The sequence below is a fragment of the Streptomyces sp. NPDC029526 genome (genome assembly GCF_040637405.1).
In the GTDB taxonomy this organism is placed as follows: domain Bacteria; phylum Actinomycetota; class Actinomycetes; order Streptomycetales; family Streptomycetaceae; genus Streptomyces.
Genome location: NZ_JBEZWE010000013.1, coordinates 39306 through 60905, shown reverse-complemented (window position 1 = coordinate 60905; position 21600 = coordinate 39306). Strand labels below are relative to the sequence as shown.

The following is a 21600-nucleotide window of genomic DNA, read 5'->3' as shown; positions in this document are numbered from 1 at the left end:
GGCAGCGGAGCGGGCCGGTGCGTCAGGGCCGCAGGCTGCCGACGATGTCGGCGGTGGCCGTCAGCCCGCTGTGGATCGTCGGGGCGATGTTCGTTCCGGCCAGGTAGAACCCGAGCAGCAGGCAGACCAGCGCGTGGGAGACCTTCAGGCCGCCGTTGCGCAGGAAGATCACCGCCAGGACCGCCAGGAGCAGCACCACAGAGATGGAAACGGCCATCGTCAACCTCCTCCGCCGCGTCCGCTTTCGCGGCGTTCGGCCGCAAGTGTGGCGTAGCGGAGGGTTCGTCCGGGCGGCTGAGGTGTCCGCCGAACGTGTGGTGTCTACCGGGGGCGGTGGCGTTCGAGGAAGGACCGCAGGCCCGCGAGGTCGTCGGTGTTGAGGTGGTCCACGCCGGCGTCGGCCAGGGCGCCCCACAGCGCGTCGCGGGCGGGGCCGGGCTGGTCCGGGGTGGCCCAGAACCGCACGCGCCGGCCGCGCGCGTGCGCGGCGTGGACGATCGCGCGCAGCCTGCGCTGCTCGGCCGCCGGGAAGGGTCCCGCCCCCTGCCAGGTGAAGTGCAGGTTCCAGTTGTCGCTGATCAGCGGGATAAACGAGGCGGGCGCACGCCCGTCGAGGTCGCTCAGCCGGCCGTCGTAGAAGGCGTGCCGCACCCGCTGCGCCGCCAGGGGTTCCCGGGCCGCGCGGTCTCCGGACACGACGGCGGTGACCGGGCCGGGCAGGACCCTGCCGTGCGCGAAGGTGGTGAACAGGTGCCGGTGGCGGCGCAGTCGGCGGTGCAGGGCGAGGTAGGTGGACGCGCCTTCGGTCTTCAGGTCGATGAGCAGCTGGAACGGCCTGCGGTGCCCCCGGTGGACGGATCCGCCGTGGGCCCGGACGCGGGCGGCGAGCGGTTCGAGGTAGAGGGATTCGAGGGTGCGGGACGGATCGAGGTCCTCGGCGTCGTGGGCGACGAGGAGGCGGCCGTCGACGAGGAAGACGTCGGCCTCGACGCTGCCGAAACGGTGGTCGAGGGCGTCGAACAGGGGGCGCGGGTGCTCGTAGTCGTTGTGGGCGTGGGCCCGCCACAACGGGCGTGGACGGTGCCGGTGTTCGCCGGCCAGCGCCTGGCCGGCGGGCAGGGCGACGCCGGCGGCGACGGCCGCGCCGAGGGTGGTGAGGGCTCTGCGACGGGTGGTGAGGGGCATGCTCCGCCTCCCGGGGAGTTCCGTACCGGACCCGGCGAGTATGCGGCTCACGGGGCGTCAGGAGGCAGGCATGGAGCTGAAGTTGGCCGAACGTCCCCGGTGCGTTCACCTGCGCGGGGCGTGGGCCGGGAGGGCTTGCGCAGCGCGATGCGGTTGCGGGCCCCAGGGCGGGACCGGGCGGACCGTGCGGTGAGCGGAGGGGCCGTGCGGACCGCCGTGAGGTGAGCGGGCGGGCCCTGCGGACCGCCGAGCGATGAGCGGGCGGGCGACGAGGGCGGGGTGCACCACGGGCACGCCCTCGTCCACGGTCACCGCACGGCGGTCCGTGCACCATGTGCCGTGTGCCATGTGCCGTGCGCCGTGCGCCGTGCGCCGTACGGGCCCCCACGGGCCGTGGATCCGCGGAGGTCGACCCACCTCCGGCACACGGGCCGGGCCCGCCCCTTGCGAGGGGCGGGCCCGGCCCGTGTGCAGGGCGGTCGGCCGGCCTGACGCAGGGGCGAACGGCCGGCCGCCGGACGGTCAGGGCGCCGGCAGGTCCACCAGCCCGGCCAGGGCCTCCCGGTGGGCGCCCGCCGTGCCGAGGGCCAGCGCGTCGGCCTTGGCGCGCTTCAGACGCAGATGCACCGGGTGTTCCCAGGTCATGCCGATGCCCCCGTGCAGTTGCAGCGCCTCCTCGGCCGCGTGCACGGCCGCCGGCGCGGCGTACGCCTGGGCGACGGCGACCGCCACGTCGGTGTCCTCCCCGGTAGCGAGGGCGTCGGCGGCGTTGCGGGCGGCGGCGCGGAGGCCGGCCACCTCCAGCCACAGCTGGGCGAGCCGGTGCTTGAGCGCCTGGAACCCGCCGACCGGACGGTTGAACTGCGTGCGCTCCTTGAGGTACCGCACGGTGTCGGTCAGTGCCCCGTCGGCGAGGCCGAGCTGCTCGGAGGCGAGCAGGCCGGCTCCGGCGCGCAGGGCGCGGCGCACGGCGGGTTCCGCGTCGCCGAGGCGGCGGCCCGGCGCACCGTCCAGGACGACCGTGGCCACCGGACGGGTCGCGTCGAGGGAGACCTGCGGGGTGACGGTCGCGGCGGTGGCCTCGACGGCGTACAGGCCGCCGTCGTCGGCGGGGACGAGGAGCACGTCGGCCGCGGAGGCGTCGGCGACCCCGGTGACCTGGCCGGTGAGCCGGCCGTCCACGGCGCGCACGGTGTGGTGGGTGCCGCCGGGCGGGACGTGCAGCGCGACCGCGAGCGCGGCGGTCACGGTGGCGGACGCCAGCTGCCTCAGCAGGTCGTCGGCTCCGCACTCCAGCAGGGCCTCGGTGGCGACGACGGCGCTGGTCAGGTACGGCACCGGGGCGACCGCCCGCCCCAGCTCCTCCAGGACGACGGCGGCCTCGCGGTGGGTGGCGCCCTGGCCGTCGAGTTCCTCGGGGACCAGCAGGCCGGCGAGGCCGATGTCCTGGGCGAGGGCCTTCCAGAGGGCGGGGTCGTGCGGGGCGGCCGACTCGGTGCGGGCGATGACGTCCACCGGGTCGCAGCGGTCGGTGAGCAGGTCGCGGACGGCGGCGCGCAGCGCCTCCTCCTCCCGCGTGTACAGCAGGTCGCTCATCGGGCCAGGTCCTTCCAGGCGACGTCCTTGTCGGTGCGCGGCTCGGGCGGCAGGCCCAGGACACGCTCGGCGACGATGTTCAGCAGGACCTCGCTGGTCCCGCCCTCGATGCTGTTGCCCTTGGCCCGCAGGTAGCGGTACCCGGCTCCGCGTCCGGTGAAGTCGACGTGCTCGGGGCGGCGCATGGTCCAGTCGTCGTACAACAGGCCCTCCTCGCCGAGGAGTTCCACTTCCAGGCCGCTGATCTCCTGGTTGAGGCGGGCGAAGTTGAGCTTCATGCCCGCACCCTCGGGGCCGGGCTGGCCGGCGGCGAGCTGCTGGCGCAGGCGTTCGCCGGTGAGCCGGGCGACCTCGGCGTCGACCCAGAGGGTGAGCAGCCGCTGGTGCAGGTCGTGGGTGCGCAGGTCGGGCCGTTCGCGCCAGGTGCGCGCGGCTGGGCCGATCATGCCGCCCTCGCGGGGCAGCCGCATGCCGCCGATGGCGACGCGTTCGTTGTTCAGCGTGGTCTGGGCGACCCGCCAGCCGTCCCCGGTCTCCCCCAGGCGGTGGGCGTCGGGGATGCGGACGTCGGTCAGGAAGACCTCGTTGAACTCGGCCTCGCCGGTGATCTGGCGCAGCGGCCGGACCTCGACGCCGGGGTCCGTCATGTCGCAGAGGAAGTAGGTGATGCCCCGGTGCTTGGGCACGTCCGGGTCGGTGCGGGCGATGAGGATGGCCCAGCGGGCCACGTGGGCGCTGGACGTCCACACCTTCTGCCCGTTGACGACCCAGGTGTCGCCCTCGCGGACGGCGCGGGTGCCGAGGGCGGCCAGGTCGGAGCCGGCGCCCGGCTCGCTGAACAGCTGGCACCACACCTCCTCGCCGGTCCACAGGGGGCGCAGGAAGCGACGTTTCTGCTCGTCGGTGCCGTACTGGAGGATGGTCGGCGCGGCCATGCCGAGGCCGATGCCGATGCGCCGGGGGTCGTTGTCGGGAGCGCCGGCGGCCTCCAGTTCGGCGTCCACGACGGCCTGGAGGGCCCGGGGTGCGCCGAGTCCGCCGAGGCCCTGGGGGTAGTGCACCCAGGCGAGTCCGGCGTCGAAGCGGGCGCGGAGGAAGTCGAGGCGGGCGGCGCGGGCCTCGTCGGTGCCGTCGGCCGGGATGCGGGCGGGCGGGTGCGCGGCCAGGAAGTCCCGGGTGCGGCGGCGCAGTTCGGCGGCGGCGGTCATGCCGCTGCTCCTTCCGTCGAGGGCGAGGGCAGCACCGCGACCCGTCCGGTGGTGACGCCGTCGGCGACCCGCTGCACGGCGGCCGCCGCCCCGGTGAGGGGGACGCGCTCGCTGACCAGGGGCTTGATCGCGCCCCGGGCGGCCAGGTCGGTGAGCTGCTCGTGGCAGTGCTGGACCAGCTTGGGGTTCCTGGTGTTGTAGAGGCCCCAGTGCAGTCCGAGGATGGAGTAGTTCTTCACCAGGGCGTGGTTCAGGCCCGGGCTGGGGATCGTGCCGCTGGCGAAGCCGACGACGACGATCCGGCCCTCGAAGGCGACGACCTTGGTGGACTGGGTGTAGGCCGGGCCGCCGACCGGGTCGTAGATCACGTCGGCGCCCCGGCCGCCGGTGGCCTCCTTGACGGCGGCGATGACGTCCTGCTCGCGCCGGTCGACGACGACGTCGCAGCCGAGCCCGCGCGCGACCTCGGCCTTCTCCGCGCCGCCGACCACGCCGATGACGGTGGCTCCGGCGGCCTTGCCGAGCTGGACGGCCGCGCTGCCGACGCCGCCGGCCGCGGCGTGCACCAGCAGGGTCTCCCCGGCCTCCAGGCCGGCCCGGCGGTGCAGGCCGAACCACCCGGTCTGGTAGCCGATGTGCAGGGCGGCGGCCTCGGCGTCGTCCAGGGCGTCCGGGGCGGGCAGCAGCGCGGCGGCGTCCGCGAGGGCGTACTCGGCGAAGCCGCCGTGCGGCAGGGCCGGGGTGGCGAGCACGCGACGGCCGTCCTCGGTCTCGCCGCAGATCTCCACGCCGGGGGTGAAGGGCAGCGGCGGCCGGACCTGGTAGTGCCCCCGGCACATCAGCGCGTCGGGGAAGTTGATGTTGGCGGCGCGGACCTTCAGCAGCACCTGGCCGTCCCCGGGCGTCGGTATCGCCGTGTCCGTCAGGCGCATCACCTCGCCCGGCTCGCCCAGCTCGTGTATCTGCCATGCCTGCATGCGGAGCCTCCACGGGGTGCGTCGTCGTGTCCCCTGACCGGGTCCACCGCATACTAAGCGGTCGCTTGCCGCGTGGGAACCGTCCGGTGCCGGTCCGTGCCGCCCGGCCACCGTCGCCGCCGGTCACGGGCCCTCCGGGCGCGGGTCCTGACGGGTGTCCGCGCGTCCGGCCCCTTGCCCTGCGGACGGACCGACCCTGACGTACGTCCGCCGCCCGGGCGCATGCCCTCCGGACAGACGCTGACGTGCGTCCGCGCCCGGTCACGCGCCCTTGGGGCGGGCTCGGACGTGCATCCGCTCGCCCTGCGGGCCGAACAGGCTGAGGAACTCCACCGGCCCCTCCCCCGTGGAGCCGAACCAGTGCGGCACCCGGGTGTCGAACTCGGCCGCCTCTCCCGCCGTCAGCACCACGTCGTGCTCGCCGAGCACCAGCCGCAGCCGGCCGGACAGCACGTACAGCCACTCGTAGCCCTCGTGGGTGCGCGGCTCCGGTTCCAGTCTCCGCTGCGGCTCCAGCACCTTGTAGGCCTGGAGGCCGCCGGGCTGGCGGGTGAGCGGCCAGTGGGTGCGCCCGCCCCACACGATGGGCCGGGACCGCACCCGCGGGTCGCCCACCGGTGGCGCGCCGACCAGTTCGTCCAGGGGCACCTGGTGGGCCTGCGCGATCGGCAGGAGCAGTTCCAGGCTGGGTCTGCGCAGGCCCGACTCCAGGCGGGAGAGGGTGCTCACCGAGATGCCCGTCGCCTCCGACAGCGCGGCCAGCGTCACCTCCCGGTCCTTCCTGATCCGCCGCAGCCGCGGGCCCACTTCCGAGAGAACTTCGTCCGTACTCATGGAATCCATTGCAGAATCGGCAAAGTTGTTTGTCAATCCCGCAGGATCGGCGGAAGGTCGGCCGTGGAGGTGGTCACCATGACCGAGACACACGCACACACGAACCACGACGTGGTCGTCGTCGGGGGCGGCGCGGCCGGCCTGTCCGCCGCGCTGGTGCTGGGCCGGGCCCGGCTGCGCACCCTGGTGGTGGACGCCGGCGAACCACGCAACGCGCCGTCGTCCCACATGCAGGGGTACCTCTCCCGGGACGGCATGGCCCCGGCGGACTTCCTGGCCGTCGGCCGCGAGGAGATCGCCCGCTACGGGGTCGAACTGGCCGAGGACCGGGTGACGGACGTGACCCGGGACGACGACGGCTTCACCGTCACCCTGGCCGGCTCGGGCACCGTCCGGGCCCGGCGTCTGGTCGTCGCGACGGGGCTGAAGGACGAGCTGCCCGAGGTCCCCGGCGTCGCCGAGCGGTTCGGCCGGGACGTGCTGCACTGCCCCTTCTGCCACGGCTGGGAGGTGCGGGACCGCCCCTTCGGCGTGCTGGCGTCCAGCGCGGCGAGCGTGCACCAGGCGCTGCTGGTCTCGCGGTGGTCGAAGGACGTGACGCTCTTCCTGCACACGGTCGCGGAGGCGGACCTGTCCGACGAGGACCTGCGCCGCCTGGCCGCCACCGGGGTCGACGTGGTGCCGGGCGAGGTCGCCGGACTGGTGGTCGAGGACGACCGGCTCACCGGCGTCCGGCTCGCCGACGGCTCCGTGCACGCGCGCGAGGTGCTCTTCGTCGGCCCGCGCCCGCTGCCGCGGACGGGACTGCTGGAGCGACTGGGGGCCGAGCTGGAGGAGACCCCGTTCGGCGCGTACCCGGCCGTCGACGCGACGGGCCTGACGTCGGTGCCGGGTGTGTGGGCGGCGGGCAACGCGATCGGCTTCTCCGAGCAGGTGATCCACGCGGCGAGCGGCGGCTACCGCGCGGCGGCGGCGATCGTCGGCGACCTCCTGATGGAGGACCTGGACGCCGCGGTCACGCCGTAGGGCGGCCGGCCGCCGGGCGCGTCCCCCGCCGTTCTCGCCGCCGTCCTCGGCGCCGGTCCCACGCGGGGACGCCCACCCGCCGGGGACGCCCCGCGCGGACAGCGGACACCGACAACGGACAGCGGACAGCAGACAGCAGCCAACGGCCAGCGGTCAGCGGCACCCGAAGACGCCGGCGCGCCCGCGCCTCACCCCGCACTTTCCGGCCCGGTCCGGGTGTGCGGCGCGGGCCCGCGTAGCACCATGGCTGCATGCTGCTGACCCGGCTGGCCCACGTGTCCCGGGAGGTCGCCGCCACCTCGGCGCGGTCCCGGAAGATCGACCTGCTCGCCGAGCTGTTCCGCGAGGCGGAGCCGGACGACGTGCCGATCGTCATCCCCTACCTGGCCGGTCGCCTGCCGCAGGGCAGGATCGGCGTGGGCTGGAAGGTCCTGAGCACCCCGGTCGACCCGGCCGGTGAACCCACGCTGACGGTACGGGAGGTGGACGCGGCGCTCACCCGGCTCGCCGCGGTGTCCGGCCCCGGGTCCCAGGCCGAGCGGGCGCGGCTGGTCGGCGCGCTGCTGGGCGCCGCCACCGCCGAGGAGCAGCGGTTCCTGACCGGGCTGCTCACCGGCGAGGTGCGCCAGGGCGCGCTGGACGCGGTCGCGGTGGAAGGGCTGGCGCGGGCCACCGGGGCGCCCGCACCGGACGTGCGGCGGGCGGTGATGCTCGCGGGCTCCCTGCAGACGGTCGCCGAGGCCCTGCTGGCGGACGGCCCCGAGGCCCTGGCGGCGTTCCGGCTCACCGTCGGGCGTCCGGTGCAGCCGATGCTGGCGCACAGCGCGTCCTCGGTGGCGGAGGCGGTCGGGAAGCTGGGCGCCTGCGCGGTGGAGGAGAAGCTGGACGGCATCCGGGTCCAGGTGCACCGCGACGGCGACACCGTGCGGGTGCACACCCGCACGCTCGACGACATCACCGACCGGCTGCCCGAGGTGACCGCGGCGGCCCGGGAGCTGCGGGGTGAGCGGTTCATCCTGGACGGGGAGGTCATCTCCTTCGACGGGGAGGGCCGGCCGCGTTCGTTCCAGGAGACCGCGGGCCGGGTCGGTTCCCGGACCGACGTGACGGCCGCCGCCCGGGAGGTCCCGGTCTCCCCCGTCTTCTTCGACGCGCTGTCCGTCGACGGGCGCGACCTGCTCGACCTGCCGTTCACGGAGCGGCACGCGGAGCTGGCCCGGCTCGTCCCGGAGCCGATGCGGGTCCGGCGCGCCCTGGTGTCCGGCCCCGAGGAAGCGGCCCGGGCCGAGGCGTTCCTGGCCGACACCCTCGCCCGCGGTCACGAGGGCGTGGTCGCCAAGGCGCTCGACGCGCCCTACAGCGCGGGGCGGCGGGGCGCGTCGTGGCTGAAGGTGAAGCCGGTGCACACGCTCGACCTCGTGGTGCTGGCCGCCGAGTGGGGGCACGGCCGCCGCACCGGCAAGCTGTCCAACCTGCACCTGGGGGCCCGTACCGCCGACGGCGGCTTCGCGATGCTCGGCAAGACCTTCAAGGGCATGACCGACGCGATGCTGGCGTGGCAGACGGAGCGGCTGCGCGAGCTGGCCGTCGAGGAGAGCGGGTTCGTCGTCACCGTCCGGCCCGAGCTGGTGGTGGAGATCGCGTACGACGGCCTCCAGCGTTCCACCCGCTACCCGGCCGGGGTGACGCTGCGCTTCGCGCGGGTGCTCCGCTACCGGGAGGACAAGCGTCCGGAGGAGGCGGACACCGTGGAGGCGCTGCTGGCGGCGCACCCGGGGGTGCGGCCGTGAGCGGCGTGCGCAGCGCCGGTCTGCTGCTGTTCCGGCGCACCGGCCCGGAGCTTCAGGTGCTGCTCGGGCACATGGGCGGCCCGTACTTCGCGCGCCGGGACGCCGGGGCGTGGACGGTGCCCAAGGGCGAGTACGGCCCGGACGAGCCGGCCTGGGACGCGGCCCGCCGGGAGTTCGAGGAGGAGCTGGGGGTGGCGCCGCCGGACGGGGAGGCGGTGCCGCTGGGCGAGGTGCGGCAGGCCGGCGGCAAGACCGTCACCGTGTGGGCGGTCCAGGGCGACCTGGACCCGGCGGCGGTGGTGCCCGGGACGTTCACCATGGAGTGGCCGCCGAAGTCGGGGCGGATGCGCGAGTTCCCCGAACTGGACCGGGTGGCGTGGCTGCCCCTGGAGCAAGCCCGGGCGGTGATCGTCTCCGCGCAGGCGGCGTTTCTCGACCGTCTCGCGGAGCACTCGGCCTGAGAGCCCTCCCGCGTTGCGCGGTCCACCGGTGCGCGGGAAGGTCGATACGCGAAGCCCGTCCCCAGGGAGGTCAGCCATGCCCATCGCAACGGTGAATCCGGCGAACGGCGAGACGCTCAAGACGTACCAGGCCATGGGGGAGGAGGAGATCGAGCGGCGCCTGCAACTCGCGGAGGCCACCTTCCGCACCTACCGGACGACCTCCTTCGACGAGCGGGCCCGGCTGCTGCGGCACGCCGCCGACCTCCTGGACGAGGACCGGGACGACGTCGCGCGGATGCTGACCGCCGAGATGGGCAAGCCGCTCGCGCAGGCGCGCGCCGAGGCCGCCAAGTGTGCCAAGGCGATGCGCTGGTACGCCGACCACGCGGCGGAACTGCTCGCCGACGAGGAGCCCGACGCCGCGGACGTGAAGGACTCGGGGGCCTCCCGGGCGCTGGTGCGGTACCGGCCGCTGGGCCCGGTGCTGGCGGTGATGCCGTGGAACTTCCCGCTGTGGCAGGTGGTCCGGTTCGCCGCGCCGGCGCTGATGGCCGGGAACGTGGGCCTGCTCAAGCACGCCTCGAACGTGCCGCAGACCGCGCTGTACCTGGAGGACCTGTTCCACCGGGCGGGTTTCACCGAGGGGACCTTCCAGACGCTGCTCATCGGCTCGGCCGCGGTCGACGACGTGCTGCGGGACGAGCGGGTGCGGGCGGCCACCCTCACCGGCAGCGAGCCGGCCGGCCGGGCGGTGGCGTCCACCGCCGGGGAGATGATCAAGAAGACGGTGCTGGAGCTGGGCGGCAGCGACCCGTTCGTCGTCATGCCGTCCGCCGACGTGGAGCGGGCCGCGGAGGTCGCGGTGACCGCCCGGGTGCAGAACAACGGGCAGTCCTGCATCGCCGCCAAGCGGTTCATCGTGCACGCGGACGTCTACGACGCGTTCGCGGAGCGCTTCACCGCCGGGATGAGGGCGCTGACGGTGGGCGATCCGATGGACGACGGCACGGACGTCGGGCCGCTCGCCAGTGAGCAGGGGCGGGCGGACCTGGAGGAGCTGGTGGACGACGCGGTGCGCTCCGGGGCCACGGCGCTGTGCGGGGGCGAGCGGCCCGACGGGCCCGGCTGGTTCTACCCGCCGACGGTGCTGGCGGGCATCACGCGGGAGATGCGCATCCACCGCGAGGAGGCGTTCGGCCCGGTCGCCACCCTGTACCGGGCGGCGGACCTGGACGAGGCCGTGCTGATCGCCAACGACTCGCCGTTCGGCCTCAGTTCGAACGTGTGGACGCGGGACGAGGACGAGGTGGACCGGTTCGTGCGGGACCTGGAGGCGGGCGGGGTGTTCGTGAACGGGATGACGGCGTCGCATCCGGCGCTCCCGTTCGGCGGGGTGAAGCGCTCGGGCTACGGGCGTGAGCTGTCCGGGCACGGAATCCGCGAGTTCTGCAACATCACCACGGTATGGCACGGTGCGTGACGCTTCCGCGACTACGATCCGGTCTGTGAACCGCGAAGTGACCCTGCCTCTGATCGTCGACGACAGCGGGACCCTGCAGGTGGCCGCATCCGACGTCAGCAAGCTGCTGCGCACGGTGGGCGGGCGGTGGCTGCGCCTGGTGGAGAGCGGTGAGCAGGACCTGGACGAGGACACGGTGGCGGCGCTCACCATCGAGCTGGCCAAGCTGGCCGACCGCATCGACGTGGCCTGCATCGCGCACAGCAGCGGGACCTGACCGGACGTCACGGCCGCGGGCGACGGCCCGGTGGTGCTTCCCGCACCACCGGGCCGTCGCCCGTCCGGCTCCCGCCCGTCAGCGGATGGGCATGCCCGACAGGGTGCGGGCGATCACCAGGCGCTGGATCTCGCTCGTCCCTTCGAAGATCGTGTAAATAGCGGCATCCCTGTGCATCCGCTCGACCGGGTACTCCCGCGTGTAGCCGTTTCCGCCGAGGATCTGGATCGCCTGGGCGGTGACCTTCTTGGCGGTCTCGCTGGCGAACAGCTTGGACATGGAGCCCTCGGCGGCCGTGAACGGCTTGCCGTTGACGGCCATCCAGGAGGCGCGCCACACCAGCAGGCGGGCGGCGTCGATCTGGGTGCGCATGTCGGCGAGCTGGAAGGCGACGCCCTGGTTGTCGATGATCGGGCGGCCGAACTGCTCCCTGGTGGTGGCGTACTCCAGGGCGACCTCGTAGGCGGCGCGCGCGGTGCCCACCGCCATGGCGCCGACGGCGGGGCGGGACGCCTCGAAGGTGGCCATCGCGGCGTTCTTGACGCGCTCACCACCCTGCTTCGCCTTCTCCCGGGCGCGGGCCAGGCGCTCGTCCAGCTTCTCCTTGCCGCCGAGCAGGCAGGAGCCGGGCACGCGCACGTCGTCCAGGACCACCTCGGCGGTGTGCGAGGCGCGGATGCCGTGCTTCTGGAACTTCTGGCCCTGGGAGAGGCCCGGGGTGCCCGGCGGGATGATGAAGGAGGCGTGGCCCTTGGAGCCGAGGTCCGGGTCGACGACCGCGACGACGACGTGGACGTTGGCGATGCCGCCGTTGGTGGCCCAGGTCTTGGTGCCGTTGAGCACCCACTCGTCCTTGGCCTCGTCGTACACCGCGCGGGTGCGCATGGAGGCCACGTCGGAGCCGGCGTCGGGCTCGGAGGAGCAGAAGGCCGCGACCTTGACGTCGCTCGCGTCGCCGTACATCTGGGGGATCCAGGTGCCGATCTGCTCCTCGGTGCCGTTGGCGAGGACGCCGACGGCGGCGAGGCCGGTGCCGACGATCGACAGGGCGATGCCCGCGTCGCCCCAGAACAGTTCCTCCATGGCCATGGGGATGCCGAGGCCGGTGGGGTCGAAGTACTGCTGGGCGTAGAAGTCGAGGGAGTAGATGCCGACCTTGGCGGCCTCCTGGATGACCGGCCAGGGAGTCTCCTCACGCTCGTCCCATTCGGCGGCGGCGGGGCGGATGACGTCGGCGGCGAAGCCGTGCAGCCAGTCCCGCACCTCCTTCTGTTCGTCGTTGAGTTCCATGGTGAACTCGGCCATGACTCCTCCAGCGGCGGCACACGTACGATGTTACTTGCGGTAACCGCAGTCTGTTACCGGGCGGTAGGGAATGTCAACTCCCCGGGGCCGCCCGTATCCCGTCCGAGGGCCCGGACGCCGTCAGTGCTAGTTTGCGCAGGCGTCACCGAATCAGCACGGGTGGGGAGAGCACATGAACACCACACAGCGGACCGACCAGCAGCGGTCCGCCGACCGCCGCCGGCGCGAGCTGCTGGAGGCCGCCGACCGGGTGGTGCTGCGCGACGGCCCGGGAGCCTCGATGAACGCCATCGCCGCCGAGGCCGGCATCACCAAACCGATCCTCTACCGGCACTTCGGTGACAAGGGAGGACTGTACGCCGCCCTGGCCAAACGACACACCGACGCGCTGCTGGACTCGCTGCGGGCCGCGCTGGACGCCCCCGCCGACCGCCGCGAGCGGGTCGAGGCCACCCTGGACACCTACCTCGCGGCCATCGAGCTGCGCCCCCAGGTGTACCGCTTCCTGATGCACCCGGCGGAGGGCGCGCCGAGCGAACAGGGCTTCGACGTCGGCAAGCACTCGGCGCCGCTGCTGCGCCGGATGGGCGAGGAACTCGCCCAGGTCATCGAGGAACGCCTCGACCTCGGACCGGCCACCCACCAGCTGGCCCGCGTCTGGGGCCACGGCATCGTCGGCATGATGCACGCGGCCGGTGACTGGTGGCTCGGCGAACGCCCCTGCACCCGGGCCGAGTTGGTCGCCGGACTGGCGGACCTGCTGTGGGGCCGGCTGGCGGCGGCGGGCGACCGGGCCGGCGGACCCGGCTTCTGACGGCTCAGCGACCGCTCCACGGCGCCCGTGCGGCCCGACGCAGCAGCCGGCGCCGGCGCCACCCCGTCAGGCGGTCGGCGTAGACCCGGCCGTCCAGGTGGTCGCACTCGTGCTGGAGGCAGCGGGCGAAGAACCCGGTGCCGTGGACGGTGACCGGCTCGCCGGTCACCGTGAACCCCTCGACGACCGCGTGGTCGTGGCGCTCGGTGCCCGCCTCCAGGCCCGGCAGGGACAGACAGCCCTCCGGACCGCGCACCACCACACCGTCCGCCACGGTCAGCCGCGGGTTCACCACGTGGCCCAGGTGCCGGACGTCCTCGTCGTCGGGACAGTCGTAGACGAAGACCCGCAGCGGTTCGCCGATCTGGTTCGCGGCCAGGCCCACCCCGTGGGCGGCGTACATCGTGGCGAACAAGTCCTCCACCAGGCGGGCCAGTTCGGGGCCGAAGTCGGTGACCTCCCGGCACGGGGCGTGCAGCACCGGGTCGCCGAGCAGGGTGAGGGGCCGCACGCGCCCTCGGACGCCGGGGATGGAACCGTGTCGCATGGCGGCAAGGGTACGGTCCTTGCGGCAACGCCCGTCGTACGGCGGTGCCGCCGTTCTGGAGCGCGGAGCGATCTCGATAGGCTGAGGCCCACACCACGTGGCCGTCCCCACCGGCGCGGCGCGTACGCAAGGAGGATCGAGAACTGATGGCAGGCAACTCGGACCCGCTCACGCCGCGGGCCAAGCTGGCCGTGACCGCCGGCAAGGCGGTCGCGGCCGCATCGCGCGCCGCCGGGCGGGGCAGCGGTTCGGTGATCGGCGGCCGGGTGGCGCTGAAACTCGACCCCGACCTCCTGGCCCGGCTCGCCCAGCACCTGGACGTGACCCTCGTCTCGGCGACCAACGGCAAGACCACCACCACCCGGCTCATCGCCGAGGCGCTCAAGGCGGCCGGGCCGGTCGTCTCCAACGCCCTCGGGGCCAACATGCCGGCGGGCATCACCTCGGCCCTCGCGGCCGGCGCGGAGTCCCGCTTCGGCGTCATAGAGGTCGACGAGAAGTACCTGGTCGGCGTCGCCCAGGCCACCGACCCCAAGTGCATCGCGCTGCTCAACCTGTCCCGCGACCAGCTCGACCGCGCCGCCGAGACGCGGATGCTCGCGGAGAACTGGCGCGAGGGCCTGGCCGGTACCAAGGCCGTGATCGTCGCCAACGCCGACGACCCGCTGGTGGTGTGGGCCGCGTCCTCCTCCCCCAACGTGATCTGGGTCGCCGCCGGCCAGATGTGGAAGGACGACGCCTGGTCCTGCCCGTCCTGCGGCGGTGTGATGCAGCGCCCCGGCGACGACTGGTTCTGCGGCGAGTGCGGCTTCCGCCGCCCCACCCCGAGCTGGGCCCTGTCCGGCGACCACGTCCTCGACCCGCACGGCTCCGCGTGGCCCATCCACCTGCAGCTGCCCGGCCGGGCCAACAAGGCCAACGCGGCGAGCTCCGCGGCCGTCGCCGCCGTGTTCGGCGTGCCGCCGCAGGTCGCCCTGGAGCGCATGTACCAGGTGCAGGCCGTGGCCGGACGCTACGACGTCGTCCAGTTCCAGGGGCGCGACCTGCGGCTGCTGCTCGCCAAGAACCCCGCGGGCTGGCTGGAGACGTTCTCGCTCATCGACCCGCCGCCCACCCCGGTGATCCTCTCCGTCAACGCGCGCTCCGCGGACGGCACCGACACCTCCTGGCTGTGGGACGTGGACTACACCCGGCTGACCGGCCACCCGATCTGCGTGGTCGGCGACCGGAAGCTGGACCTCGCGGTGCGCCTGGAGGTCGCCGACCAGCAGTTCCAGGTGTGCGAGAACCTCGACGAGGCGGTGCGGCAGTGCCCGCCCGGCCGGATCGAGGTCATCGCCAACTACACCGCCTTCCAGGACCTGCGCCGTCGCGTCGGCAACTGACGTCCCGGCACCCCCGACGCACGACGTACTCACAAGGACAGTGACTTCATGAGCGACAACAGTCTGCGGGTCGTCTGGATCTACCCCGACCTGCTCAGCACCTACGGCGACCAGGGCAACGTGCTGGTGGTGGAGCGCCGGGCCCGGCAGCGCGGGCTCGACGTGGCCCGGCTCGACGTGCGCAGCGACCAGCCGATCCCGACCTCCGGCGACATCTACCTGATCGGCGGCGGCGAGGACCGCCCGCAGCGGCTCGCGGCGGAGCGACTGCGCCGGGACGGCGGACTGCACCGGGCGGTGGAGAACGGCGCGATCGTCTTCTCGGTGTGCGCCGGCTACCAGATCCTCGGCCACGAGTTCATCAACGACCTCGGTCAGCGCGAGCCCGGCCTCGGGCTGCTGGACGTGGTGTCGGTGCGCGGCGAGGGCGAGCGGTGCGTCGGGGACGTGCTGGCGGACATCCACCCGCAGCTGGGCCTGCCCCCGCTGACCGGCTTCGAGAACCACCAGGGCGTCACCCACCTGGGCCCCACGGCCCGCCCGCTCGCCCAGGTGCGCTTCGGCAACGGCAACGGCACCGGGGACGGCACCGAGGGCGCGTTCAACGACACGGTGTTCGGCACCTACATGCACGGCCCGGTGCTGGCCCGCAACCCGCAGATCGCGGACCTGCTGCTGAAGCTGGCGCTCGACGTCAACGCGCTGCCGCCGACCGACGACCGCTGGTACGAGGCCCTGCGCAACGAGCGCATCGCCGCCGCGCAGCAGCCCGCGTAGCGACGCGTCGTCCGCCTGCCCGCACCCGCGTTCGGGGCCGCCTCACCGGGCCCGTCTGACGGCTGGTCCGCACAGGTGAGCGGGGTCGTCCAGCAGGCGGACGCGCGCTACGGCCCCGCCCCCGGGTGGGGCTAGGGTGGCGGGGATCGAACCGGACAGCGCGGTCCGGTCCCGGCCCACTCGAGAAGGTTGTTTCGGGCTATGCGCATTGGTGTCCTCACGTCCGGCGGTGACTGCCCCGGACTGAACGCCGTCATCCGGTCGGTCGTGCACCGTGCCGTCGTCGACCACGGCGACGAGGTCATCGGTTTCCGGGACGGCTGGAAGGGCCTCCTGGAGTGCGACTACCTCAAGCTGGACCTCGACGCGGTGGGCGGCATCCTGGCCCGCGGCGGCACCATCCTCGGCTCCTCCCGCGTCCGCCCCGAGCACCTGCGGGACGGCGTGGAGCGGGCCCGCGGCCACGTCGAGGAACTCGGTCTCGACGCGATCATCCCGATCGGCGGCGAGGGCACCCTGAAGGCGGCCCGGCTGCTGTCGGACAACGGCCTGCCGATAGTGGGCGTCCCGAAGACCATCGACAACGACATCGCCGGCACGGACGTCACCTTCGGTTTCGACACCGCCGTCGGCGTGGCGACCGAGGCCCTGGACCGGCTGAAGACCACCGCCGAGTCGCACCAGCGGGTGCTGATCGTGGAGGTCATGGGCCGCCACACGGGCTGGATCGCGCTGCACTCCGGCATGGCGGCCGGCGCCCACGCGATCGTGGTGCCCGAGCGGCCGTTCGACATCGACGAGCTGACCGCGAAGATCGGCGCGCGGTTCTCGGCCGGCAAGCGGTTCGCCATCGTGGTGGCCGCCGAGGGCGCCAAGCCGCGGCCCGGGACGATGGACTTCGACGAGGGCGGCAAGGACGTCTACGGCCACGAGCGGTTCGCGGGGATCGCGCGCCAGCTCTCCCTCGAACTCGAGTCGCGCCTCGGCAAGGAGGCCCGGCCGGTGATCCTCGGCCACGTCCAGCGGGGCGGCACGCCGACGGCGTACGACCGGGTGCTGGCCACCCGGTTCGGCTGGCACGCGGTGGAGGCCGTGCACCGCGGTGAGTTCGGACACCTGACCGCGCTGCGCGGGACGGACATCGTGACGGTGCCGCTGGCCGAGGCCGTCGAGACGCTCAAGACGGTGCCCGGGGAGCGGTACGCCGAGTCGCAGTGCGTGCTGTAGCCACGGCGCGCGGACACTGAAGCCGCCCCCGGTCGCAGCCGCGGCCGGGGGCGGTTCTAGTCTGGGTCCGGACAGACAGCGCACAACCCCACGAAACAGGAGCCGGCGGATGGATCACAGCGGGCACGGCATGACGATGGATCTGCCGCCGTTCACGCTGGGACGCGGACTCGCCTGGTCGGCGGACCCCTTCTTCCTCGTCGCCTGCCTCCTGGGGCTGGCCCTCTACGTCTGGGGCGTGGTGCGCCTCACCCGGCGCGGCGACAAGTGGCCGGTCGGGCGGACCGTGTCCTTCGTCCTCGGTGTGCTGAGCGTCGGGCTGATGATGTGCACCGCGCTCAACGACTACGGCATGGTCATGTTCACCGTGCACATGGTGCAGCACATGGTGATCAGCATGGTCTCACCGATCCTGATCCTGCTCGGCGCCCCGATCACGCTGGCGCTCCGCGCCCTGCCGACGGCCGGACGGGGCCGCACGGGAATCCGCGAACTGCTGCTGAAGCTGCTGCACAGCCGGTACATCCGGGTGATCACCCACCCGCTGTTCACCATCCCGATGTTCATCGCGAGCCTGTACGCGCTGTACTTCACCCCCGGGTTCGACTTCCTGATGGGCTCCCGGGTGGGGCACGTCGTGATGATGGTGCACTTCCTGGCCGTGGGACTGGTCTTCTTCTGGCCGATCATGGGTGTGGACCCCGGCCCGCACCGGCCGAACCACCTCATGCGGATGCTGGAGCTGTTCGCGGGCATGCCGTTCCACGCGTTCTTCGGCATCGCGCTGATGATGGCGACCACGCCGCTGGTCTCGACGTACGCGAACCCGCCCGCCTCGCTGGGCATCGACGCGCTCGCGGACCAGAACGCGGCGGGCGGCATCGCCTGGGCGTTCAGCGAGGTGCCGTCCGTGATCGTGCTGATAGCGCTGCTGTTCCAGTGGTACGCCTCCGACAAGCGGCAGGCCAAGCGTCAGGACCGGGCCGCCGACCGGGACGGGGACAAGGAGCTCGAGGCGTACAACGCCTACCTGGCCTCGCTGCACGCACGCGGCGGCTGAGGTCGCTCCCGCCGTGTGCGGGGAGGGTGGGGTCCGAGACGGGCAGGAGGCGCGCGATCCGTCCGGTGCCGGGGGCGGACGGGCCGGTGTCCGGCCCGCCGGCCGCCACTGGTCCGGCGCCGTGTTCGCCGGCACCGTGACGCCGGGGCGCCGGGACCGTCCGGACAGGGCGTCCGACGGGGCGGTGCGGCCGACGCCGGTTGCGGACGGTACGGGGGCAGGCCCTCGGATTCACCCGACCGGGTGAGGGCGTCCCGCCGTCCGCCGCCCGGTCCGGAGCGGCCGTCCCGGCCTGCTCGCGGGAGGCCCCGCCGCGGGCCCGCGGCTTCGGCCCCGACCGGTACGGGTCCGGGGCCCACATCGGCGACAAAGCGGGGCAAGACGGCCCTCACGTCGTCGTGCGCACCGTGAAGCGGCGGAACGGGGGCACCATGGAGGGAACCGAACCATGAGGAGGGTGTCGCGATGCCCGGTTCTGCGAACGGTTCCACCCAGGTGAAGACCATGGGAGCGCTCACCATCGGCGCGCTCGTCGCCGTGACGGCCTACACGGTGGCGCTCGGCAGCAACGGCTGGCTGTGGTTCGGCTGGGTCGTCCTGGGCGTGATCACGCTCGGAATGGCGGCCACGCGCAGCTGAGGCCCGCGCGTGGCGGAACGGTCCTGCTCACCCGCCCCCCACCCATTTCCCGTCCCCACCCATTTCCCGTCCCCCCTCACTTCCGTCCCCCCTCACTTCCGTCCCCGCTCGCCCTCGTCCCCGCTCACTTCGGGGCGAGACGTCCTCCGGAATGGACCCCGGGCTGGTACTTCGGCAGCCGGACGGTGATCTTCATGCCCGCCCCCTCGGCGGTCTCGATCACCAGTCCGTGGTCGTCGCCGTAGACCTGCCGGAGCCTGTCGTCCACGTTGGACAGGCCGATGCCCCCGGTGGAGCCGGCCTCGCGGGCGAGGATCCGGCGCAGCAGCTCGGGGTCCATGCCGGCGCCGTCGTCCTCGATCACGACGAGGGCCTCGGCGCCGGCGTCCTGCGCGGTGATGCGGATGTGGCAGGTGTCGGCCTTGCCCTCCAGGCCGTGCTTGACCGCGTTCTCCACCAGCGGCTGGAGGCAGAGGAAGGGCAGGGCGACGGGCAGCACCTCGGGGGCGATCTGCAGCGTCACGGCGAGCCGGTCGCCGAAGCGGGCGCGCACCAGGGCCAGGTAGTGGTCGATGGCGTGCAGTTCGTCGGCGAGGGTGGTGAAGTCCCCGTGCCGGCGGAACGAGTAGCGGGTGAAATCGGCGAACTCCAGGAGCAGCTCCCGGGCGCGCTCGGGATCGGTGCGCACGAACGAGGCGATCACGGCGAGCGAGTTGAAGATGAAGTGGGGCGAGATCTGCGCGCGCAGGGCCCGGATCTCCGCCTCGATGAGCCGGGTGCGGGACTGGTCGAGGTCGGCCAGCTCCAGCTGGACGGACACCCAGCGGGCGACCTCCCCGGCGGCCCGCACCAGCACCGCGGACTCCCGTGGCGCGCACGCCACCAGCGCGCCGTGCACCCGGTCGTCGACGGTGAGCGGGGCGACGACGGCCCAGCGGACGGTGCAGTCGGGGGTGTCGCAGACGAGCGGGAAGGCCTCGCCGCGGCCGGAGTCGAGCGGCCCGGTGAGGCGTTCCATGATCTCGGCGCGGTGGTGGGAGCCGACGCCGTCCCAGGCGAGGACCCGTTCGCGGTCGGTGAGGCACAGGGCGTCCGTGCCGAGCAGCGAGCGCAGCTTGCGGGCCGCCTTGCGGGCGGTCTCCTCGGTGAGGCCGGCGCGCAGCGGGGGTGTGGCGAGGGAGGCGGTGTGCAGGGTCTCGAAGGTGGCGTGCTCGACGTCGGTGCCGAGGCCGGCCAGGCCGGCCGGGCGCGCGGTGCGCCGGCCCAGCCAGAACCCGGCGGCCAGCAGGGGCAGGACGGCGACGAGGAGTCCGGCCAGGAAGCCGCTCACGTGGACACCTCCGTGCGCAGTTCCTCCGGCAGGTGGAAGCGGGCCAGGACGGCGGCGGTGCCGGGCGGCACCCGGCCGGGGGTGGCCAGGGACACCAAGATCATGGTGAGGAAACCCAGCGGAACCGACCACAGGGCAGGCCAGGCGAGCAGGGCGTGCCAGGCGCCCTCGCCGGGGTAGCCGGCCATGGTCGCGGCGACCGCGAGGAAGGCGGAGCCGCCGCCCACCAGCATCCCGGCGGCCGCGCCGGGCGGGGTGAGGCGCCGCCACCAGATGCCGAGGACCAACAGCGGGCAGAACGACGAGGCCGAGACGGCGAAGGCCAGGCCCACGGCGTCGGCCACCGGCAGTCCGCCGACGAGGAGGCTGCCGCCGAGCGGGACGGCCATGGCCAGCACCGTGCCAAGCCGGAAGTGCCGCACGCCCCGGGACGGCAGCACGTCCTGGGTGAGGACCCCGGCGACGGCCATGGTGAGTCCGGACGCGGTGGACAGGAACGCGGCGAACGCTCCCCCGGCGACCAGCGCGCCGAGCAGGTCGCCGCCCACTCCCCCGATCATCAGCTGGGGCAGGAGCAGGACGGCGGCGTCGGCGTCGCCGGTGAGGGTGAGTTCGGGGGCGTACAGGCGGCCGAGGGCGCCGTAGACCGGGGGCAGCAGGTAGAAGGCGCCGATCAGGCCGAGGACGGCGACGGTGGTGCGGCGGGCGGCGACACCGTGCGGGCTGGTGTAGAAGCGCACCACGACGTGCGGCAGGCCCATGGTCCCGAAGAACGTGGCGAGGATCAGGCCGTAGGTGGCGTACAGCGGGCGCTCCTCGCGGGACTCGGCGCGGGACGGGGAGAGGGCGTCGTCGGCGCCGCGCCCGGCGGACGGCACGTCGGTGCCCTCGGCGAAGGTGAGGCGGGTGCCGCCGGCGATGTGGTGGGTGCCCGCGGGCAGGGCGACCTCGGCCCGTCGGTGGCGGCGGCCGTCGACCGTGCCGTCGACGGTGACGGTGAGCGGTTCGTCGAGCCGGAGGGTGAGGCTGTCCTCGACCCGGACGACGCGCTGCTCGCGGAAGGCCGCCGGTTCGTCGAAGGCGTGGCGGGGCGCCCCGTCGCCCTGCCAGGCGAGCACCAGGAAGAGGGCGGGGACCAGCAGGGCGGTGAGTTTGAGCCAGTACTGGAACGCCTGGACGAAGGTGATGCTGCGCATCCCGCCGGCGGCGACGATCGCGGTGACGACGACGGCGACGCTCACCCCGCCCAGCCAGTCGGGGGCGCCGGTCAGCACGGTGAGGGTGAGTCCGGCGCCCTGGAGCTGGGGCAGCAGGTAGAGCCAGCCGACGCCGACGACGAAGGCGCCGGCCAGCCTCCGCACCGCCTGTGAGGCCAGCCGCGCCTCGGCGAAGTCGGGCAGGGTGTAGGCGCCCGAGCGGCGCAGCGGGGCGGCGACGAACAGCAGCAGGACGAGGTAGCCGGCGGTGTAGCCGACCGGGTACCAGAGCATGTCCGGGCCCTGGACCAGGACGAGGCCGGCGATGCCGAGGAAGGAGGCGGCGGAGAGGTACTCGCCGCTGATGGCGGCGGCGTTCAGACGGGGGCCGACGGTGCGGGAGGCGACGTAGAAGTCGGAGGTGGTGCGGGATATGCGCAGGCCGAAGGCGCCCACGAGGACGGTCGAGACGAGGACGAGGGCGACGGCGGGGACGGCGTAGCTGGAGTTCACGGCAGGGGACCG

At 73.8% G+C, this 21600-nt stretch carries 21 protein-coding genes; 11 read left to right on the top strand and 10 right to left on the bottom strand.

What is annotated here, in order from left to right; genetic code table 11:
- Positions 1 to 22: 22 nt before the first annotated feature.
- The 6 genes from AB0F01_RS23770 to AB0F01_RS23745 form a co-directional block, all read right to left on the bottom strand.
- Positions 23 to 217, bottom strand: a complete 195-nt coding sequence (locus AB0F01_RS23770; protein WP_164333472.1) for a hypothetical protein — start codon at positions 215 to 217, stop codon at positions 23 to 25.
- Between the two features lie 104 nt (positions 218 to 321).
- The gene (locus tag AB0F01_RS23765; protein WP_362099203.1) at positions 322 to 1185 is read right to left on the bottom strand and encodes a phosphatidylinositol-specific phospholipase C/glycerophosphodiester phosphodiesterase family protein; all 864 of its coding nucleotides are present in this window, start codon (positions 1183 to 1185) and stop codon (positions 322 to 324) included.
- A gap of 522 nt (positions 1186 to 1707) precedes the next feature.
- Positions 1708 to 2781, bottom strand: coding sequence for an acyl-CoA dehydrogenase family protein (locus tag AB0F01_RS23760; protein WP_362099202.1), 1074 nt, complete (start codon positions 2779 to 2781; stop codon positions 1708 to 1710).
- Positions 2778 to 3989, bottom strand: coding sequence for an acyl-CoA dehydrogenase family protein (locus AB0F01_RS23755; RefSeq protein ID WP_362099199.1), 1212 nt, complete (start codon positions 3987 to 3989; stop codon positions 2778 to 2780). The genes AB0F01_RS23760 and AB0F01_RS23755 overlap by 4 nt, the downstream gene beginning before the upstream one ends.
- The gene (locus AB0F01_RS23750; protein ID WP_362099197.1) at positions 3986 to 4966 is read right to left on the bottom strand and encodes an NADPH:quinone oxidoreductase family protein; all 981 of its coding nucleotides are present in this window, start codon (positions 4964 to 4966) and stop codon (positions 3986 to 3988) included. The genes AB0F01_RS23755 and AB0F01_RS23750 overlap by 4 nt, the downstream gene beginning before the upstream one ends.
- 261 nt (positions 4967 to 5227) lie before the next feature.
- On the bottom strand, positions 5228 to 5800 hold the full coding sequence (locus AB0F01_RS23745) for an XRE family transcriptional regulator (RefSeq protein WP_362099194.1): 573 nt from the start codon (positions 5798 to 5800) through the stop codon (positions 5228 to 5230).
- 78 nt (positions 5801 to 5878) lie between these two features.
- Here AB0F01_RS23745 and AB0F01_RS23740 point away from each other — a divergent pair, with 78 nt between their 5' ends.
- The 5 genes from AB0F01_RS23740 (at position 5879) to AB0F01_RS23720 (ending at position 10795) form a co-directional block, all read left to right on the top strand.
- The gene (locus tag AB0F01_RS23740) at positions 5879 to 6826 is read left to right on the top strand and encodes an NAD(P)/FAD-dependent oxidoreductase (protein WP_362099192.1); all 948 of its coding nucleotides are present in this window, start codon (positions 5879 to 5881) and stop codon (positions 6824 to 6826) included.
- 251 nt (positions 6827 to 7077) lie between these two features.
- Positions 7078 to 8616 carry an ATP-dependent DNA ligase gene (locus tag AB0F01_RS23735; RefSeq protein ID WP_362099189.1) on the top strand — a complete coding sequence of 513 codons (1539 nt, stop codon included), beginning with the start codon at positions 7078 to 7080 and terminating at the stop codon, positions 8614 to 8616.
- Complete coding sequence (locus AB0F01_RS23730; protein WP_362099186.1) at positions 8613 to 9077, top strand: NUDIX domain-containing protein; 465 nt, start codon at positions 8613 to 8615, stop codon at positions 9075 to 9077. The genes AB0F01_RS23735 and AB0F01_RS23730 overlap by 4 nt, the downstream gene beginning before the upstream one ends.
- Before the next feature lie 76 nt (positions 9078 to 9153).
- Positions 9154 to 10539: an NADP-dependent succinic semialdehyde dehydrogenase gene (locus AB0F01_RS23725; RefSeq protein WP_362099185.1), complete on the top strand. Its 1386-nt coding sequence runs from the start codon at positions 9154 to 9156 to the stop codon at positions 10537 to 10539.
- A 25-nt stretch (positions 10540 to 10564) separates the two neighbouring features.
- On the top strand, positions 10565 to 10795 hold the full coding sequence (locus AB0F01_RS23720) for a DUF6213 family protein (protein ID WP_362099182.1): 231 nt from the start codon (positions 10565 to 10567) through the stop codon (positions 10793 to 10795).
- A gap of 78 nt (positions 10796 to 10873) precedes the next feature.
- Here the strand turns inward: AB0F01_RS23720 and AB0F01_RS23715 are convergent, their stop codons facing one another.
- A complete protein-coding gene (locus AB0F01_RS23715) occupies positions 10874 to 12100 on the bottom strand; it encodes an acyl-CoA dehydrogenase family protein (RefSeq protein ID WP_362099179.1) in 1227 nt (408 codons plus the stop codon).
- A gap of 172 nt (positions 12101 to 12272) precedes the next feature.
- On the opposite strand from AB0F01_RS23715, the gene AB0F01_RS23710 reads away from it, so the two are divergent.
- Complete coding sequence (locus AB0F01_RS23710) at positions 12273 to 12914, top strand: TetR family transcriptional regulator (RefSeq protein WP_362099176.1); 642 nt, start codon at positions 12273 to 12275, stop codon at positions 12912 to 12914.
- A 4-nt stretch (positions 12915 to 12918) separates the two neighbouring features.
- On the opposite strand, the gene def is transcribed toward AB0F01_RS23710, so the two are convergent.
- Complete coding sequence (gene def, locus AB0F01_RS23705) at positions 12919 to 13461, bottom strand: peptide deformylase (protein WP_362099174.1); 543 nt, start codon at positions 13459 to 13461, stop codon at positions 12919 to 12921.
- Between the two features lie 146 nt (positions 13462 to 13607).
- On the opposite strand from def, the gene AB0F01_RS23700 reads away from it, so the two are divergent.
- From AB0F01_RS23700 to AB0F01_RS23680, 5 genes are all read left to right on the top strand, one after another.
- A complete protein-coding gene (locus AB0F01_RS23700) occupies positions 13608 to 14846 on the top strand; it encodes a MurT ligase domain-containing protein (protein WP_362099171.1) in 1239 nt (412 codons plus the stop codon).
- A 48-nt stretch (positions 14847 to 14894) separates the two neighbouring features.
- A complete protein-coding gene (locus AB0F01_RS23695) occupies positions 14895 to 15623 on the top strand; it encodes a glutamine amidotransferase (protein WP_362099169.1) in 729 nt (242 codons plus the stop codon).
- A 201-nt stretch (positions 15624 to 15824) separates the two neighbouring features.
- Entirely contained in the window at positions 15825 to 16850 is a 1026-nt protein-coding gene (locus AB0F01_RS23690; RefSeq protein WP_362099167.1) for a 6-phosphofructokinase, read from the top strand.
- 109 nt (positions 16851 to 16959) lie between these two features.
- Positions 16960 to 17910: a cytochrome c oxidase assembly protein gene (locus tag AB0F01_RS23685; protein ID WP_362099165.1), complete on the top strand. Its 951-nt coding sequence runs from the start codon at positions 16960 to 16962 to the stop codon at positions 17908 to 17910.
- Between the two features lie 465 nt (positions 17911 to 18375).
- Positions 18376 to 18549, top strand: coding sequence for a hypothetical protein (locus tag AB0F01_RS23680; protein WP_362099162.1), 174 nt, complete (start codon positions 18376 to 18378; stop codon positions 18547 to 18549).
- Positions 18550 to 18673: 124 nt separating this feature from the next.
- Here AB0F01_RS23680 and AB0F01_RS23675 read toward each other — a convergent pair whose 3' ends face one another.
- Together AB0F01_RS23675 and AB0F01_RS23670 are read right to left on the bottom strand one after the other, a co-directional pair.
- Positions 18674 to 19879: a histidine kinase gene (locus AB0F01_RS23675; RefSeq protein ID WP_362099159.1), complete on the bottom strand. Its 1206-nt coding sequence runs from the start codon at positions 19877 to 19879 to the stop codon at positions 18674 to 18676.
- Complete coding sequence (locus tag AB0F01_RS23670) at positions 19876 to 21588, bottom strand: cation acetate symporter (protein WP_362099156.1); 1713 nt, start codon at positions 21586 to 21588, stop codon at positions 19876 to 19878. The genes AB0F01_RS23675 and AB0F01_RS23670 overlap by 4 nt, the downstream gene beginning before the upstream one ends.
- Positions 21589 to 21600: the final 12 nt, after the last annotated feature.

Excerpts from the sequence above, each read along its gene's own strand:
- AB0F01_RS23770 (WP_164333472.1), bottom strand. The coding sequence starts at position 217 with ATGGCCGTTTCCATCTCTGTGGTGCTGCTCCTGGCGGTCCTGGCGGTG.
- AB0F01_RS23765 (WP_362099203.1), bottom strand. The coding sequence starts at position 1,185 with ATGCCCCTCACCACCCGTCGCAGAGCCCTCACCACCCTCGGCGCGGCC.
- AB0F01_RS23760 (WP_362099202.1), bottom strand. The coding sequence starts at position 2,781 with ATGAGCGACCTGCTGTACACGCGGGAGGAGGAGGCGCTGCGCGCCGCC.
- AB0F01_RS23755 (WP_362099199.1), bottom strand. The coding sequence starts at position 3,989 with ATGACCGCCGCCGCCGAACTGCGCCGCCGCACCCGGGACTTCCTGGCC.
- AB0F01_RS23750 (WP_362099197.1), bottom strand. The coding sequence starts at position 4,966 with ATGCAGGCATGGCAGATACACGAGCTGGGCGAGCCGGGCGAGGTGATG.
- AB0F01_RS23745 (WP_362099194.1), bottom strand. The coding sequence starts at position 5,800 with ATGAGTACGGACGAAGTTCTCTCGGAAGTGGGCCCGCGGCTGCGGCGG.
- AB0F01_RS23740 (WP_362099192.1), top strand. The coding sequence starts at position 5,879 with ATGACCGAGACACACGCACACACGAACCACGACGTGGTCGTCGTCGGG.
- AB0F01_RS23735 (WP_362099189.1), top strand. The coding sequence starts at position 7,078 with ATGCTGCTGACCCGGCTGGCCCACGTGTCCCGGGAGGTCGCCGCCACC.
- AB0F01_RS23725 (WP_362099185.1), top strand. The coding sequence starts at position 9,154 with ATGCCCATCGCAACGGTGAATCCGGCGAACGGCGAGACGCTCAAGACG.
- AB0F01_RS23715 (WP_362099179.1), bottom strand. The coding sequence starts at position 12,100 with ATGGCCGAGTTCACCATGGAACTCAACGACGAACAGAAGGAGGTGCGG.
- AB0F01_RS23710 (WP_362099176.1), top strand. The coding sequence starts at position 12,273 with ATGAACACCACACAGCGGACCGACCAGCAGCGGTCCGCCGACCGCCGC.
- def (WP_362099174.1), bottom strand. The coding sequence starts at position 13,461 with ATGCGACACGGTTCCATCCCCGGCGTCCGAGGGCGCGTGCGGCCCCTC.
- AB0F01_RS23700 (WP_362099171.1), top strand. The coding sequence starts at position 13,608 with ATGGCAGGCAACTCGGACCCGCTCACGCCGCGGGCCAAGCTGGCCGTG.
- AB0F01_RS23695 (WP_362099169.1), top strand. The coding sequence starts at position 14,895 with ATGAGCGACAACAGTCTGCGGGTCGTCTGGATCTACCCCGACCTGCTC.
- AB0F01_RS23690 (WP_362099167.1), top strand. The coding sequence starts at position 15,825 with ATGCGCATTGGTGTCCTCACGTCCGGCGGTGACTGCCCCGGACTGAAC.
- AB0F01_RS23685 (WP_362099165.1), top strand. The coding sequence starts at position 16,960 with ATGGATCACAGCGGGCACGGCATGACGATGGATCTGCCGCCGTTCACG.
- AB0F01_RS23680 (WP_362099162.1), top strand. The coding sequence starts at position 18,376 with ATGCCCGGTTCTGCGAACGGTTCCACCCAGGTGAAGACCATGGGAGCG.